Below are 15,294 nucleotides of genomic sequence, written 5' to 3'. Positions count from 1 at the left end.
GGCCCTCTAGGCCAATCCCCGGCGGCGCCGGGCGTCCACGCCCTTCCTAGCCGCGGAAGGGGTTCTTCAAGAGCACCGTCTCGCCGCGATCCGCGCCGACGGAGACGCACACCACTTCCACGCCGCTGACCTCTTCGACGCGACGCACGTAGCGCTTGGCGGCCTCCGGCAGCTCATCGAAGGTGCGCACGCCGGCGATCTTCTCGTCCCAGCCGGGCAGCGACTCGTAGATGGGCTTCACGCGCTCCAGGTCCTCGTAGTCACCGGGCAGCTCCGTGACGCGCTCGCCGTCCAGTTCGTACGCGGTGCAGATGTTGAGCGTCTTGATGCCGCTCAGCACGTCCAGCTTGGTGAGCGCGATGCCCCACAGGCCGTTGACGCGCACCGCGTAGCGCAGCACCACGCCGTCCAGCCAGCCGCAGCGGCGGGGACGGCCGGTGGTGGCGCCGAACTCGTCGCCCACCTTGCGCAGCCGGTCGCCCAGCTCGTCGCTCAGCTCCGTGGGGAACGGCCCGCCGCCCACGCGCGTGGTGTAGGCCTTGCTGATGCCCATCACCTTGTCGATGGCCGTGGGCCCCAGGCCCGAGCCCACCGCGGCGTTGCCCGCCACGCAGTTGGAGCTGGTCACGAACGGATAGGTGCCGTGGTCCACGTCCAGCAGCGTGCCCTGCGCGCCCTCGAAGAGGATGCGGGCGCCCCGGCGCACCTGCCCGGAGAGGAAGAGCGACACGTCGTGCACGTAGGGCTTCAGCCGCTCACCCAGCGCGGTGAACTCCGCGTGGATCTGCGGCGTCTCCAGGCGGGGCACGTCCACGCCCGCCTGGGCGCAGAGGTCCTTGAGTTCGTCCAGCGCGGAGGGCAGGCGCTCGTCGATGCGGCGGCGCAGGCGCTCCGGGTGGAGCAGGTCGCGCACGCGGATGCCCCGGCGCGCCACCTTGTCCTCGTAGGACGGACCGATGCCGCGCCCCGTGGTGCCAATGGCGCTGCCGCCACGGGCCTTCTCCCGGAAGCTGTCCAGCAGCTTGTGCCACGGGAAGATGACGTGGGCGTTGTCGGAGATGAGCAGCTGCGCATCATCCTTGAGGAAGCCGCGCACCTTGAGCGCGTCGATCTCTCCGACGAGGACGGCGGGATCCACCACCACCCCGTTGCCAATGACACACGTCTTGCCCGGGTGAAGGATGCCCGAGGGAATCAGGTGAAGGACGGTCTTCTGGCCTCCCACCACCAGCGTATGCCCCGCGTTGTTGCCGCCCTGGAAACGGACGACCACCTGGGCATGCTCGGTGAGCAGGTCAACGACCTTGCCCTTCCCCTCATCTCCCCACTGCGCTCCGATGACGACGACGTTCGGCATGGTGCCCGCCGCTTAGCACGCGGGAGGGGCCGGGTGACAGTGTTCCGCGAAGCCGCAATGAAGGGCCTGGCAGGCCGCTTTGTCCCACCCCGCCCCCGCCCCCATCGATTCGGACTGGACAAGCGCCCGGACCCCCAGGGCGAGCCGGTGCGCAGCCGCTTCATCCCCGGCACCGCTCGCAAGGAACTCCGGCTCCGGGGAGCCCTCCCCCAGGAAGGCCACTCCCACCCGCACAGGCACCCCGTCGCGCACCATCCGCGACGCCGCCAGGGCCAGGGCCGCCAGCTCATGCGCGCACGCGGCCGGGCCCAGCGGATGGCGGGCCCCCGGGCGCAGGAGCACCGCCACGGCCTCGCCTTCTGGCGACTCCCAGAGCAGATCCAACACCCCCTCCAGCGCGGCCCCGCCCTCCAGGTCCAGCACGAAGTCGAGCCCCCGGTGCACGCTGGACGCGGGAGAGGCGGCGAGCCGCTTCGCGAAGGCCGTGCCCAGGAAGCGCTCCGCCGTGGTCAGCACGGCGCCCAGGTCCTCCTCCTCAGGATCCCGCCCCGCGCCGCGCAGCAGCTGCTCCAGGTGCGCCCGGCGCTCGGAGCCCTCCGCGTCCGGCCCCGCGAGCGACAGGTCCACCTCCCGTAACAACCGCGTCACGAGTTGATCCGGACGCTCCACCGGCAGCCAGCCCTCCGACTCCACGAGCAGCGGGGACGACCGCGCGGGCGCCTCCCACGGCTCCGAGCCGACGGCGAGCCCCAGCCGGTGGTGGTGGTGATAGCGACGCGGGCACGAGAGGAAGTCCTGCAACGCGCGCACGGAGGCGATGGCCGGCGCATCGGAGAACGCCGAGTCCCCCTCTTCGAGGTCGGCGTCGGGACGCGGGGCCTGGGCGCGTCCCGCCCGGAGGGCATCCTCCCCGAACGCGGAGGCCCCGGCCTCGGCCACGCGGGCCAGGGCGGCTTCGACGCGGATCCGTGCCTGGAGGGTCTGCTCCTCGGTGGGCGGCTCCGGATCCGCGGGCGGGGGCAACCGCTCCACGTCCACGTCCTTCGCCAGCTCGCGCAGCTCCGGATCCGCGTCCAGGCGCCGATCCACGCGGTGCCACCAGCTATCGGTGCCCGCGCGCTTCTCCTCGCCGCCCGACAACACCAGCAGGTCCTTGGCGCGGGTGAGGGCCACGTAGAGCAGGCGCAGGTATTCGGCGTCCTCGCGGGCCTTGAGCTCGGCGCGCACCGCCTCGAAGCGCTCGGAGGTGAAGGTGTCCAGCGAGTCCGGCATCCAGGGCCGCAGCGCCAGGCCGAACGAGCGTTCGAAGTAGGCGCGGGCCGACGTGGTGCGCCTGCGGCCTCCCATGCCGGGCACCACCACCACGGGCCACTCCAGGCCCTTGGCGCGGTGGATGGTCAGCAATTGCACGGCGCGCGGATCGCCTTCGTCCAGCAGGTCCGCCTGCGCCTCGTTGGGGTCGGAGTCCGCCAGTTGGCGCAGCTCGCGCGCGAAGGCCACGCAGCTGCCCGTCCCCCGCTCGTCCCTCCTGGCCGCCAGGGACAGCAGCTTCTCCACGTTGGCGCTCGCCTGCTCCGCGTACGGAGAGCCCGCCAGCGCCTCGCGGTAGCCCGTCGCCTCCAGGGCCGCGTGCAGCAGCGCGTGCACGCCCAGGCGATCCCGCTCACGCCGCAGCACCGGGATGAGGTCCAGGAAGCACGCCAGCCGGGTCTGCTCGCGCGCGGACATCGCGGCGCGCACGTTCGCGTCCACCAGGCGCGGTGAACCGAGCGACAGGGGCAGGTCTCCCGCCAGCCGGAACAGCGCGGCGTCCGACAGGCCCACCAGCGGCGAGCGCAGCACCGCGGCGAAGGCCAGCGCGTCGTCCGCGTCCGACAGCAGCGCCAGCAGCGAGGCGAGGTCGCGCACCTCCTGTGCCCCGTAGAAGCCGCGCCCGCGCAGCACCCGGTGCGGCACGCCGTGACGGATGAGCGCGGTGCGGTACTCCTCCAGGTGCGTGAAGGTCCGGAAGAGGATGGCCACGTCCCCGCCCCTCGCGGGGCGCAGGCCCTTGCGGTCCTCCGCCATCACCGTCGCGGGCGCACCGGGCGCGAGCATCACCCGCAGCCGCCGGGCCACCGCGTCCGCTTCGTGCTCGCGCAGCTCCGGGGCGGTGTCGGCCTCTGGCAGCGACAAGCGCTCCACCACCGGCCCGTCCGCCAGCTCCGGCCGCGTGGGGGACAGGTCGTCCGTCGCCGCGTCGTAGACGACCTCGAACGGACGGGGCGTCGCCTCTTTCGCCACGAGCAGCCCGGCGAACGCGCGGTTGAAGAAGGACAGGACGCCCGGCAGCGAGCGGTAGTTGTGCTGGAGGAAGCCGCGCGCCCCGCCCTCCGCTTCAATCTTGTCCGCCAGCACCGTGAACACGGACACGTCCGCGCCACGGAACTCGTAGATGGACTGCTTGCGATCACCCACCGCGCACAGGAACGCGGGCTCCAGCGGCAGCGCGGCCACCAGGTCCGCGCCCGGCGCCAGCTCGCGCGGGCCGCCCTCCCGTCGCTCCGACAACAGCAGCACCAGCTCCAGCTGCAACCGGTTGGTGTCCTGGAACTCGTCCACCAGCAGCGCGCCCAACCGCTCTTGAATCTGCTGGCGGAACTCCGGATGGTCGCGCAGCAGGTCGCGCGCCTTCACCAGCAGCGACGTGAAGTCGAACACGTTGCGCCGCGACAGCTCCGCGTCGTGGCGCTCCTCCAGTTGGCCCAGCAGGTCGCGGAAGGTCTCCTCGAAGGGGGCCGTGCGCCACGCGGCGTAGGCATCCTCCAGCCTCCGCACCGAGCCATCGCTCTTGCCCTTCACCCTCCAGAGCAGCTCCTTGAGGCACGCGCCCGCGCCCTTGCGCAGGTGCGCCAGGTTGCGCGGCTCCGACAGCAACGCGTTCCTCAGCGCGGGGAAGCGCTCCGTCTGGAGGAAGGTGTCCGGCGTCATCCCCTCCAGCGCCCGCTCACACACGGACAGCAGGGGGCTCCACTCGCCCTTGGCGTCCTGGGCGCGGGCCTCCGTGCACAGCCGGCGACAGTCCTGGATGAGGCCTTCGAGCTGCACCTTGTCCGCCGCGCCGTCGCCCACGCGGGCCGTCGCCGCCTTCAGGCCCTCCTCGCGCAGCGTGCGGTAGACGTCCATCAGCGCGGCCACGAGCCCGTCGGAGAAGCCCGAACCGGAGAAGCCCAGCTCCGCGCACAGCTCGCGCACCTTCGCGTCGCCCCCCTCCAGCGCGTCCAGCACCACGCGCTCGGTGACGTCCTCCAGCAGGCCCGACGACTCCAGCTCGTCCAGCACCTCGAAGGCGGGATCGATGCCCACCGAGGGCGGCGCGCGACGGAGGATCTGGCCGCAGAGCGAGTGGAAGGTGCCCACCGTCGCGGCGCCCAGCTCCTCGCGCACCTTGCGCCATTCGTCCTGCGTGGGGAACGGCCGCTCCAGCCTCGCGAGCGACGCCCTCAGGTCCTTCTCCGCGTCCAGGGGCACGTCGCCCTGGGCCAGCGCGTCCAGCCGCTCACGGACCCGCCTGCGCATCTCCGCGGCGGCCTTGTCCGTGAACGTGAGCATGCCCAGCCGCGACGGCCGCAGCGCGGAGCCCGCCTCGCGCGCTCCGGCGATCAGCGGCGTGGGGACCGCCTCCCGCGCGCCCGCGAACAGGTGCAGCGTCATCGTCACCAGGCTGTACGTCTTGCCCGCGCCGGCGCCGGCCATCAGGGCCAGGTTCTTCTCCAGCGCGAGCATGTGGGGCGCGGTGTCGCTCATCCGCCCCCCTCGTCCATCACGCGCCGCTCGGTGATGCGGCACACCGCGCGGTAGCCGCAGCGGCCACAGTCATTGGGCCGCGCCGGGAAGTCCCCCTTGCGCAGGCGCGTCACCAGCATCTCCACCGCGTTGGGCAGGTTGAGGCCCTGCGCGTCCGCCACCCGCTGGCGCACCTCCGGGTCGGTGGACAGCAGGTCCTCCAGCTCCGCGGGCGGCATCACGTCCGACAGGTGGATGCTGGCGCCCGTGCGCAGCGAGAACCACGCCGCGTTGCGCGCGCCGACGTGGCCGCTCTCCCGCGCCGCGTAGAGGTACAGCGGGAGCTGGAAGTCCGAGCGCAGCAGGTTCTCCTTCAGCGTGCGCTTGTCCAACTTGCCCGTCTTGTAGTCGATGACGCCCACCTCCACGCCGGCCGTGTCCAGCCGGTCGATCTGCCCCTCGAAGACGATGGCGTCGTTCGCCACCAGGAGCTTCACGTCGCTCCAGCGAGGGTCCTTCGCCGCGGGACCGAACTTCAGCTCGAAGCCCTCCGGCTTCAGCGGATCAAACGGCAGCCCGCGCCCCTGATCCGTGAGGATGCGCCGGACCATCGCGTGGGCCTTCTCTCCCGCGAGCTTCCACAGCTCGCGGTGCCCCACGTGGTGCAGCTCCTCGAAGTGCCGGCTGGCCTTCTTCACGGCCTTCTCCAGCACCTCCTTGGGGATGTCCTCCGGCGCCTGCCCCAGGAGCTTCTCGTCCCGGAGCGCCTTGAACACCTCCTCCATCACGCGATGCCAGAAGGTGCCGCGTCCCCGGGCGTCGAACTCCTCGCCGGGCACCACGGGCTCCGCCACCTTCAGCCCGTACGCGATGAAGCCCTGGAAGCCGCAGTTGCCGAAGCGGGCCAGGGCGCTCGCGGACAGCGGCCGCTCCAGGCCGAAGTGGAACGTCTCCCGCAGCTTCTGCTCCAGCTCCGGCCCCTGCACGCCACCGGTGAACTCGCCCGGCGCCTCTTCCTCGTTGCCGAAGAAGCGCAGGCGCGCGGCCTCCATGTGGGCCAGCTCGCGGGCGCCCCGGAACCAGTCCTCCGTCCCGAAGCGCTCCTTGAGGACCGTGCCCGCGGGATCCGGTTCGGTGACGCGCAGGCCCGGGTAGGACTGCCCCGCCAGGGCCTCCAGCGCCACGGTGCGCCGCAGCTCCGCGCGCGTGAGCACTTCGTCCAGCGGCAGCACCGGCGGCAGCGTGCGCGTGCGCCAGTGGTGGCCCGTGAGCCGGCGCACCTCCTCCAGGAACGCGGAGGGCACCTGCTCCTGGCCTCCCGCCGCCTTCACCGCGAACGACAGGCTCAACGACGCCTCCGCCGCCGCGAGCGCGCTGGCGAAGAGGAGCCGGTCCTCCGTGAGCCTCCAGGGCGCGCGGTCGTCGAACTCGCCGCCCGTCAGCCGGAACACGTCCCGGGTCAGGTGCTGGTTGAGCGCCACGCGCTCCGCGTCTCCCAGCAGCGGTGACGGCGGGTCACGCCCGGGCAGCCGTCCTTCCGTGAGCCCCGCGACGAAGAGGTGGCGGAAGGTGCGGCCCGGCACCTCGGCCAGGTCCAGGACCTCCACCGCGCCCGTGGTGGGTCCCCGCGCGGGCAGGCGCACGTCCCGCAGCGCATCCGCCAGCCACCGCCCCAGCATGCGCCGGGTGAGCTCCGGGCCGCCGCCCACCGCGCGCAGGGAGCGCAGCAGGGCCTCCATCCGCTGACGGAACGCCGCCAGCGCCGCGTCGTCCCGGGCCCTCGCGTCCTCGATGCGCGCCCCCAGGCTGCCCTCTTCGCGCGGCTCCAGCGTGCCCGCGGAGTCCAGCAGGCCCAGCCGCTCCACGACCTTCCACCACGCGGCGACCAGCTCCGCGGCCGTGCCCTCCTTCGGGATGTGGCGACACTCGTTGATGAGCCGCATCACGCGGTCGCGCAGCGCGCGCACGGCCATCACCCGGACCGCGTCCTCCTTGTGCCGACCGCCCTGGGCCTGCATCCGGCGCGCGAGGTCCTCCAGCCGCACGTCGTAGGCGCCCTTGCCCCGCGTCGCGCCCAGCCGGTCATCCCGCGCGGCCGCCAACGCCAGGAGCGCCGCGGGCGCGTCCGGCCCTCCGCGCGACAACGACGGCACGTAGCGGCTGGCGACGATCTCCGCCACGCGCTCCGCCGGGAAGCCGTCCTCAATCAGCACCGGCAGCTCCAGCGCCAGCCGCACCGGCCCCGCGAGCGCGAGCGGTTCGCCCCAGGGCAGGCGCGCGGGCACGCCCAGCTCCCCCAGCGCCTCCGCCAGCCAGCCCGCCTCCGGGCCCAGGTCGCGGTATGCGATGGCGATGTCGGACGGCGCGCTGCCCGCCGCGATGAGCCGCCGCACGTCGCGGGCCACGATGCGGGCCTCCTCGCGCGCGGACGTCGCGTTCCACACCGACAGCCCGTCCACCGCGTCCTTCAGCACGTCGCGCGCGGAGCGGGGGGAGAACAGGTGACGGCCCAGGTCGGTGAAGGGCCGGCCCTCGAACGTCACGTCCGCCTTGAAGAGGTCCACGTGGGGCATCGACTCGCCCCGGTTCTCGAAGGCCCGGAACAGCGCCGCCAGCGCCGCGTCCGCCACCGGCGAGCCACCCACCGGCGTCTCCACGCGCAGCGACACCCGGCGCGACTCGCACGCCGCCGCCAGCCCCAGCAGCAGCTCCAGCTTCGAGGGCCGCACGTCGTAGACGCCGTGGAGCACCAGGCCCGTCACCCCGTCCCAGCCCGCCGGCCATGCGCCCCGGTCCAGCGCCTCACGGGCGCCCCGGAGCACGTCCTCGCGGTCCGCGAGCCCCAGCTCCGCCATGCGCTGTTCATACAGGTGATACAGCCGGGCCAGGACGCGCACGCGCGTGCGCCGCTCCGGGGGCAGCACCTCCGCGGCGTCCTGCAACTCACGCGCGGAGAGGCGGCCCGCCTTCAGGTCCAGCAGCACGTCCGCCGCGGCCCGGGCGAACGCGGGCTCGCGCACGTAGTCCCCGAACGGCGTCGTTCCCAGCGCGCCGCCCAGCCCGGCCACCACCGCGCGGGCCGCCGTCGCCGGACAGGGGCGCCGGTTGAGCTCCCGCGCCCCACCCAGCGCGTGGACGAAGTCGTCCCACGTCAGCAGCCGGGCCCCCAGGGAGATACCCCGTACGCGCCGCTCCGCCCGCAGCGCGGCCTGACGGCGCGCGGCATCGGGAAAGACGTGGAGTGTGCGGCCAGGGCGGGACATGCGGGGCGAGGACTCTAGAACGGCCAGGGGCGCCCTTTTCATGCTCCTTTCGTCGCATTCCCACCCCCTGGCCCGTTGTCCGCCCGCCTGCCGCCCTTCGGAACCCGGGAAGTCCGACGTCGCGGAGCCGGAACGCGACCCGGGGCGTCCCCCCCGTGGCAGGGGCTCCAGGGGCGCCCCGTCGAAGGAGCAGCCCGCTGAAGACAGGCGCCGGAATTGCCGCCAGGGGGCCCTGCGCCCCTATGCTCCGCGCGCCCATATGCCCGCCTCCTTCCGGACCCTCCTCCCCCTCTGGCTCCTCCTCCTGACGCTGGCGCCGCTGTCGCGTACCTCCGCCCAGGAGCCGGCCTCCGACACGCCGCACGCGCTGCGCTTCAACTGGACCCGGGACGGCATCCTCACCGGCGCCGCGGGCGCGCTGTGGATCTCCAGCGAAACCGTGTTCAAGGACGACCTCGCCCCGGCCCGGTGCCGCTGGTGCGACCGCGCGCCGGATGGCACCGACACGCTCAACCGCCTGGACCGCTGGGGCCGGGGCATCGCGGGCAGCAGCGCGGAGTCCCGCAAGCGCGCGGACACCTGGAGCAACATCATCGGGTTCGCGGGCCTGCCCCTGGGCCTGCTCGGCGCCCAGTACGTCGCGGGCCACGCGACGGGCGCGTCCGGCGAGTACTTCGCCCAGGACGCCACCATCATGATTGAGACCGCCGTCCTCGCCTCCGTCGCCAACCAGGCGGTGAAGTTCGCCGTGGGCCGCGAGCGCCCCTTCGTCCACGTCCTGTCCGACGCCGACAAGGGCCTCACCGCGCACCCCACCGACAACAACCTGTCCTTCTACAGCGGGCACACCAACCTGGCCTTCTCCCTGGCCGTCTCCGCAGGCACCGTCGCCGCGCTGCGCGGCTACAAGCACCAGGCCCTGGTCTGGGGCGTGGGCCTGCCGCTGGCCGCGTCCGTGGGCCTGCTGCGCATGGGCGCGGACAAGCACTACCTGTCCGACGTGCTCACCGGCGCCGTCATCGGCTCCGCGTTCGGCGTGGCGGTGCCGCTGCTCCTCCACGGCCGCACCCACGACGCCCCCTCCGCGTCCGGCCGCGCCTCCTCCCTGTCGCTCAATCCCTCCTTCGGCCGGCAGATGGTGGGGGTCTCCGGAGCCTTCTAGGGCGCCAGGCAGGCGGGCGGGCACGACGCGGGCGAGCGCCCGCGCGGCATCCGCTTTCGAAAGTGGACACGGAAGGAGCGCTGGGACGGGACGCGGTGGGCGGCGTCACGAGGGTGCAGGTGCCGGACACCGCGCCCGTGTCCACCATGGCTGCGGCGCTCGCGCAGGGACCGGTGGACACGGTGCTGCCTCGTGAACAGATGCCGGCCGTGATGAGGGCAGGGGGAGGTCGCGGTGCTGTCTGATTCGAGCCTCTCCCGAAAGGAGTTCCAGGGCATGCCCTACCGGGTGAAGTGCCTGCTCGTCGATGACCTGGAGGAGAACCTCCTGGCGCTGTCCGCCGTGCTGCGGCGCGACGACGTGGAGGTGTACTGCGCCTCGTCCGGCGCGCACGCCCTGGAGCTGCTGCTCCAGCACGAGTTCGCGCTCGCGCTCGTGGACGTGCAGATGCCGGACATGGACGGCTTCGAGCTGGCGGAGCTGATGCGAGGCTCGGAGCGCACGCGCGACGTGCCCATCATCTTCGTCACCGCGGGCGTGGGCGACCCCCGCCGCATGTTCAAGGGCTACGACGCGGGCGCGGTGGACTTCCTCTACAAGCCGCTGGACGCGTACGTGCTGCGCACCAAGGCGGACGTCTTCTTCCACATGCACCAGCAGAAGCAGCAGCTGGCCGAACAGCTGGACATGCTGGCGGAGACCCTGCGCCTCAACGAGATGTTCACCGCCGTGCTGGGCCATGACCTGCGCAACCCCCTCTCCGCCATGCTCACCGCGGCGGACCTGCTCCTGCGCCGCACGGAGGACGACGCCGTGCGCAAGACGGCGGGCCGCATGCTCACCGCCGGCAAGCGCATGGGCCGCATGATTGAAGACGTGCTGGACCTGGCGCGCGCGCGGCTCGCGGGCGGCATCCCGCTGCGCCGGGGTGAGACGGACTTCGGCCTGCTGGTGCAGCGCATGGTGCAGGAGCACCAGACGGCGTGGCCCCAGCACACCATCGAGGTGCAGCAGGACGGCGACCTCGTGGGGGACTGGGACGCGGACCGGCTGGCGCAGGTGGCCTCCAACCTGATTGGCAACGCGCTCCAGCACGGCGACACCGTGGAGCCGGTGCGCATCCGCGTGGACGGCACCCAGGGGGACGCCCTGCGCTTCACCGTCACCAACGTGGGCGTCATCCCGCCCCACCTGCTGCCCTACCTCTTCGACCCGTTCCATGGCGGCCAGCAGGACCGGGGCCGGGGCGAGGGCCTGGGCCTGGGCCTCTACATCGTCCAGCAGATCATCCAGGCCCATCAGGGCGGCGTGGAGGTGCTCTCCGGCGCCGGCCCCTACACGGAGTTCCGCGTGGAGCTGCCGCGCCGGGGCGTGGACGTCGTCAAGCTGTAGCGCCGTCGTTGGGCGGCGCGTTGCCCGGCCCGCCATCCGGACCCGCCGGGCCCGCCGGGCCCGCCGAACCCTCTGGGCCAGGGGTCCCGGACTCCGTCAGCGGCGGCAGCGTGTGCAGGCCCCAGCGCTGGCCCACCTGCCACGCGACGGCGCCGCTGACGCCCCAGCCCGCGCGCCGGGCCTCGCGGCCCTCGAACTCCCACCAGAAGACGGCGGTGTCGGGCTTCGCCGCCTGGTCCAGGCACACCACGCGCGACGCCGGGCGCCCGTGGGCCTCCAGCGACACGGCGAAGGGCTTGTGCGAGTGGCCACACGCCACCCAGCGCGGGTGCAGCCCGTCCACCAGCCGGCGCGTCACCGGGTTGCCGATCCACGGCGAGGGCAGCGGCCGCTCCGGGGCCAGCCGTTCGTCGCGGGCCTTCTGCACGATGCCCCGGGGCCACTCGTGCACGAGCAGCAGGTCCACGTCCTGGAGCGCGGCCACCCGCGCCACCTCGTCGGTGCGGAAGTAGCCGGCCTGCTTCGCGGTATCCAGCGACGTGGGGCGCTTGAGCGGCTGGTCGATGAAGCGCGGCGCGTGGATGCCGGACAGGTACGCCACGCGCAGGCCGCCCAGCGTGCGCAGGCCGGCGCGGCCCAGGTAGTGGACGTCCGGGGCCAGCTCGCCGCCATCCGGCAGGTCGTGCAGCGCCTCGAAGTCCTCGTTGTTGCCGCCAATGAAGTACAGCGGCCGCTTCACGCGCTTGAGGCGGTCCGCGTACTCGGCGAACTCCGCGGGCATGGCCCGCTTGGCGGCCTTGCGCCGGTGGTCGTCCGCGTGGCGGAAGGCCTCCACGTCGCCCACCGCCAGCACCAGGTCCACGCGGCGCCCCCGCGCCGCCTCCAACGCATCCAGCCACGCCTCCACCCGGTGGAAGCGTCCGTGGATGTCACCCAGCGCGGCGACGAGGAGGGAGTCCTGCGGCATGCCCCAACTCAAAGCCCCCCGTCCCGCGCTGTCGAGTCACCCGCCCCCGCGTCTGCCCGATGACGGACGAATGGCCGCCCTGCCTACGGGCAGCCCAGGGGATAGGTGACCTCCACCAGGGCGCCGGGCATCGGGGCGCGCTGGCGGTCGAAGATGACCGCGTTGGTGCGCGCGTCATAGGTCCACCCGTCGGCCACGGGCGCGCCGTCCACCCGGACGGTGAGGGCCCCGGCGTCCGCGGGCTTCTGCGTCAGGGGGAAGTTGCGGTTGGGGCCGAAGGCGCTCTCCGACAGCTTCTCCAGCGACGCGGCCCAGTTGGGCGTGCAGATGCTGTCCACCACGCCCCCCAGCTTCTGGGCGAGCGCCATGTAGCGGGTGCCGGAGCTGCTGGAGGTGGGGCAGGTGGAGAGGTCCTCCGGGCCCACCACCGCGTTGAAGGTCACCTTCGCCGGGTCGTTGCCCTTGAGGGCCAGGAAGTACGTCTCGTAGAAGGCCACCGGCTGCGAGCTGAAGTCCTCCTCGTCCGACAGCGCGATGATGGCCAGCTTCGCGTCCTGGCGCAGGAAGCCCCCGTTGCCGTCCGCCGACTGCGGCGTGCGCGGGTCGTCCAGGTTGTAGAGCAGCGGATCCGACAGCGCGCGCCACGCCGCGTCCAGGCCCTGCTCGTTCCAGTGGCACACGCCCACCTGCGTGTTGGTGGCGAAGACCTGGGCCGCGTTGGGCGTCTCCGGGGTGATGATGCGCGGGCTGGAGCCGTCCACCGGGAACAGGCGCCCGTTCTCACCGCCGAGCGCGCCGCCGGGGCACTCGGACCAGCCGCCCGGCGAAGGGTCCAGGCCGGTGGTCGTCACGCCGATGCGGTAGTCCACGCGCGCGGCGGTGGCGGCGGAGAGGAAGGCGGAGAAGTTCGCCCCCAGGCTCTGCTGCTCCTCCATCATGGAGCCCGAGTTGTCGATGACGAAGAGCACGTCCACCTTCGCCTCCGCCTCCTGGAAGAAGCGGTCGGTCTGGTCCGTCTTCGACAGCGCGCGCGCCAGCAGGCCCGCGTTGTAGACGGTGCCGTCCGCCAGCGTGAAGCGCACCGTCGCCGCGTCGTCCCCCTCCTCCCGCGGCGTGTACTTCGCGGTGAGCTTCACCCGGGCCCCGGCCGGCAGCGTGGCCGGCAGCGGCCCCGACACCGCGAACTCCGGGCCGGGCTGCACCAGCGTCATGCCCGTCACCTTCACGTCGCCCGGACAGTCGTTGTAGGCCATGAACTCGCGGGTGCGCGCGCCGCACGACAGCCGGCTGAGGCCGAAGTCCACCGTGGTGGGCTGCACGGAGAAGCACCCCTGCACGCCCCGGCCGGACAGCGACACCAGGGGATGGCCCAGGGTCGGGTGGCTCACCCAGCCCTCCGCGAGCCCCTGGAAGGCCCCCTCCACGTCCGGCTGGAAGCGCACGACGAGCGTCGCCTTCTTGCCGGGCGCGAGCACGCGGTGGCCCACCGGCTCCGCCTGGAAGGTCCCGTCCGAACCCGACGCGAGCTGCAGCGCCGACAGGTAGCACGCCTGCGTGCCGGTGTTGCGCAGCGTCACGCCCAGCGCCACCTTCGAGCCGACCGGCACCTGGCCGAAGTCCAGCGACGGGGGCAGGACGTACTCGCACGGCGGGAAGGCCCGGCCCTCCCCCGCGAGCTCCACGCCGTCGGTGGCGGTGGCCCCGGCGTGCGACGTGGTGACGGTGAGCTGTCCGCCGCTCTCACCCGTGAGGCCCACGCGGGGGCTGAAGGTCAGCCCCACCTTCACGCTGCTCCCGGGGGCCACGGGCAGGCTGGCCGGCGGCTGCGCGAGCGTGAAGTAGCCGCCCGTCCGCGTGGTGAGCGCGAGCCCCGTGACGGCCGCCTCGTCGCGGCAGTGGTTGTGCACGGTGACGTCGCGCGTGGCCGTCATGCCGAAGGCCACCGCGCCGAAGTCCAGCCGCGCGGGCGTCACCTCCACGCACGACGCGCCGCCCTCCCCCGCGAGCGACACCTTGGGCCCCGGCGACGTGGTGTCCGGCTTGCGCACGGCCACCTCCACGCGGCCGTCGCGCACCCGGCCCGTGGCCACGGGCGTGAAGGACACGCGCACCTCCGCCACCGCGCCCGGCGGCAGCAGGTCGTTGGAGAGCACCGGCGCGCTCACCACCTTGAACACGCCGGACGGGTCCTCCAGGAGCGCCGCGCCCTTGTAGCTGAGCGCCTCCGAGCCCTGGTTGCGCACGGTGATGCGCGCCTCCGCGGTGGCGCCCACCGCCACCCGGCCGAAGTCCACGCGCAGCGGCGTCACCTCCAGCATGCTGGCGACGCCCGTGCCGGCGAGCGTCACCACCGCGGGCTCGCAGCCTTCGCACACCGTGACGTGCACGGCCGCCTGCGCCGGGCCCAGCCGCACCGGGCTGAAGGCCACCGGCACCTTGCGCGTCTCATGCGGCGCGAGCACCGACGGCAGCTCCGCCCCGGCGGAGAATTGATCCGCGTCCGAGCCGTGCACCGACACCACCAGCGGGCTCTCCACGTCGGACGGGTTGCGCACCGTCACCTCGCGCATCTCCACCAGCCCCAGGCTCACGTTGCCGAAGTCGAGCGCCGTCTCCGGCACCTCCACCAGCGCCTTCACGCCGCGCCCGGTGACGGGCACCTGCGCCACGCTCTCCCCCGACGCGTCGGTGAGCACCTCCAGCTGTCCCTGGACGTCGCCCTCCACGTCGGGCGTGAAGCGCACTTCAATCTCCTGCTCCGCGCCCGCCGACAGCGTGAAGGGCTCGAAGGGGGGAATGCTGACGTTGGGAAGCGACGAACGGGCCCCCTCCACGCGGTAGGACGCGCGCCCCTGGTTCGCCAGCCGCAGCTTCATCGCCTTCGTGCGGCCCAGCGCGGACGCGCCGAACTCCAGCAGCTCCGGTCTGGCGGCGAAGCCCGTGCGCGCCTGGTGTGACGCCGGGCGCTCACAGCCCCCCGTCCACACTCCCATCGCCAAGGCCACCGCCACCGCCACCCATCGAGATCCACCCATACAGAGTCCCGTCCTTCCCACACCTGGCACCGGTGTCCCCCCGAACTGCCCTGCACGTGGATCCGGTTGGCGTGGAAAGATGCAACGAGGGTGCCTGCCTTCCCAACGAGGCGACGTCTCACCGCCGACACGGCAACCGGGCGGCATGACTCGCGCAGGCATCCAGAGCCGCAAAACGTGGATTCAACGTTTCGTGGAACTCTCTGCAAAACCTTCTAAAACGGTGGATGCCTCACCGACCTCTCGTCCCGGAGGGCCGTCCGCCTTTTCGCGGGGGTGGGTGATGGCTGGGAGACGGCCGCGCGCCGCCTGGGCGGCCCGGGGGATGCGGGAGGCGGCGCCGGGTGTTCGCG

At 73.1% G+C, this 15,294-nt stretch carries 7 protein-coding genes; 2 read left to right on the top strand and 5 right to left on the bottom strand.

What is annotated here, in order from left to right; all coding sequences use genetic code 11:
- Positions 1–46: 46 nt before the first annotated feature.
- Genes OV207_RS23165 through OV207_RS23155 form a run of 3 tightly spaced genes read right to left on the bottom strand, consistent with a single transcriptional unit; the run spans position 47 to position 8,385 of the window.
- The gene (locus OV207_RS23165; protein ID WP_193429741.1) at positions 47–1,357 is read right to left on the bottom strand and encodes an adenylosuccinate synthase; all 1,311 of its coding nucleotides are present in this window, start codon (positions 1,355–1,357) and stop codon (positions 47–49) included.
- A 12-nt stretch (positions 1,358–1,369) separates the two neighbouring features.
- Positions 1,370–5,143, bottom strand: coding sequence for a UvrD-helicase domain-containing protein (locus tag OV207_RS23160; RefSeq protein WP_267557296.1), 3,774 nt, complete (start codon positions 5,141–5,143; stop codon positions 1,370–1,372).
- Positions 5,140–8,385 (bottom strand): PD-(D/E)XK nuclease family protein, encoded by a 3,246-nt coding sequence (locus OV207_RS23155; RefSeq protein ID WP_267557294.1) that lies wholly within the window; start codon positions 8,383–8,385, stop codon positions 5,140–5,142. Before OV207_RS23155 ends, OV207_RS23160 begins: the two co-directional genes overlap by 4 nt.
- A 259-nt stretch (positions 8,386–8,644) precedes the next feature.
- Between OV207_RS23155 and OV207_RS23150 the strand changes: the two genes are divergently transcribed.
- Both OV207_RS23150 and OV207_RS23145 read left to right on the top strand, forming a co-directional pair.
- Complete coding sequence (locus tag OV207_RS23150; protein WP_267557292.1) at positions 8,645–9,547, top strand: phosphatase PAP2 family protein; 903 nt, start codon at positions 8,645–8,647, stop codon at positions 9,545–9,547.
- A 276-nt stretch (positions 9,548–9,823) separates the two neighbouring features.
- Positions 9,824–10,939, top strand: coding sequence for a hybrid sensor histidine kinase/response regulator (locus OV207_RS23145; RefSeq protein WP_193429902.1), 1,116 nt, complete (start codon positions 9,824–9,826; stop codon positions 10,937–10,939).
- Here the strand turns inward: OV207_RS23145 and OV207_RS23140 are convergent.
- Together OV207_RS23140 and OV207_RS23135 are read right to left on the bottom strand one after the other, a co-directional pair.
- Positions 10,929–11,906 (bottom strand): metallophosphoesterase family protein, encoded by a 978-nt coding sequence (locus OV207_RS23140; RefSeq protein WP_267557290.1) that lies wholly within the window; start codon positions 11,904–11,906, stop codon positions 10,929–10,931. The genes OV207_RS23145 and OV207_RS23140 overlap by 11 nt on opposite strands.
- An 83-nt stretch (positions 11,907–11,989) precedes the next feature.
- Positions 11,990–14,941 carry a choice-of-anchor D domain-containing protein gene (locus OV207_RS23135; protein ID WP_267557287.1) on the bottom strand — a complete coding sequence of 984 codons (2,952 nt, stop codon included), beginning with the start codon at positions 14,939–14,941 and terminating at the stop codon, positions 11,990–11,992.
- Positions 14,942–15,294: the final 353 nt, after the last annotated feature.

Origin of the sequence: Corallococcus sp. BB11-1 (genome assembly GCF_026626625.1) — a bacterium.
Taxonomy (GTDB): Bacteria; Myxococcota; Myxococcia; order Myxococcales; family Myxococcaceae; genus Corallococcus; species Corallococcus soli.
Note: the sequence above shows the minus strand (reverse complement) of the source record. Positions and strands in the feature narration are given on the sequence as shown.